General features: G+C 64.0%; 1 protein-coding gene. It reads left to right on the forward strand.

The features are described 5' to 3' along the window. Positions 1 to 5 precede the first annotated feature (5 nt). On the forward strand, positions 6 to 1,487 hold a 1,482-nt coding region (locus GM298_RS23210), incomplete at its 3' end, for a type VI secretion system Vgr family protein (protein WP_266155407.1).

Below are 1,487 nucleotides of genomic sequence, written 5' to 3' on the forward strand. Positions count from 1 at the left end.
CGATTATGCTCAACCGAATTACCGTCCAGCTCCCGGTCGAGGGGCTGCTCTTCTGGAAACTCTCCGGCCGCGAGGCGATGTCCGAGTCGTTCGCCCTGACGCTGACCCTGCTCGGCACGGATGCGCGTATTGACCGCAGCAAACTGCTGGGCCAGCCGGTCACGGTGACCATCCCGACGCAGAACCTGCTCACCTCCCGCTATATCAACGGTAAAGTCACGCGCGTGGCTGTGAGCGCCGTTGAGCTGTCGGGGACCCGCTACGCGGTGTACCAGCTGACGGTGGAGCCGGACCTGTGGCCGATGAAGCGCGACCGTAACCTGCGCATCTTCCAGGGGCAGACGGTGCCGCAGATTGTGAAAACCCTGCTGGGTGAGCATCAGGTCAACGTCGAGGACAAACTCACCGGCAGCTACCGGGTGTGGGACTACTGCGTGCAGTATCAGGAGTCGAGCCTGGACTTCATCAGCCGCCTGATGGAGCTGGAGGGGATTGCGTATCACTTCAGCCACGAGGCCGACAAACACACCCTCGTGCTCACCGACGCCGCCACCCAGCATCAGCCGTTCAGCGGCTACGAGGTGATTCCGTATCACCAGACGCCATCCGGCGGCAGCACGGATGAAGAGGGTATCGGTCAGTGGGCGCTGGAGGACAGCGTCACGCCGGGGATTTACAGCCTCGACGATTACGATTTCCGCAAGCCGAACGCGTGGCTGTTCCAGGCCCAGCAGAACCCGGCGTCGCCGAAGCCGGGCAGCATTGACGTCTACGACTGGCCGGGACGCTTTGTGGATACCGGGCATGCGGAGTTCTACGCCCGCATTCGCCAGGAGCGCTGGCAGGTGGAGCACCAGCAGATTCAGGCCACTGCCACGGCGGCAGGCATTGCGCCGGGCCACACTTTCACCCTGACTAACGCGCCGTTCTTCAGCGATAACGGCGACTATCTGGTGACGGCGGCGGGGTATCACTTCGAGGAGAACCGCTACGCCAGCGGCGAGGGTGAAACTATTCACCGGACTGATTTCACGGTTATCCCGGCGTCGGTCTCTTATCGCCCGGCGCAGAGTACGTCCTGGCCGCGCACCTACGGCCCGCAGACGGCAAAAGTGGTGGGTCCGCAGGGGGAGAGCATCTGGACGGACAAATACGGCCGCGTGAAGGTGAAGTTCCACTGGGACCGTCTGGCAAAGGGCGACGACACCAGCTCCTGCTGGGTGCGCGTGTCGAGCGCCTGGGCGGGCCAGGGCTACGGCGGGGTGCAAATTCCGCGCGTGGGCGATGAGGTGGTGGTGGACTTTATCAACGGTGATCCGGACCGTCCGATCATTACCGGGCGGGTGTACAACGACGCGAGCATGCCGCCGTGGGCGCTGCCGGCGGCGGCGACGCAGATGGGCTTTATGAGCCGGACAAAAGACGGCTCGGTCGACAACGCCAACGCCCTGCGGTTTGAGGACAAGGCGGGCGCGGAGCAGGTGTGG

Source organism: Enterobacter sp. HSTU-ASh6 (genome assembly GCF_026319105.1).
GTDB classification, from domain to species: Bacteria; Pseudomonadota; Gammaproteobacteria; order Enterobacterales; family Enterobacteriaceae; genus Enterobacter; species Enterobacter sichuanensis.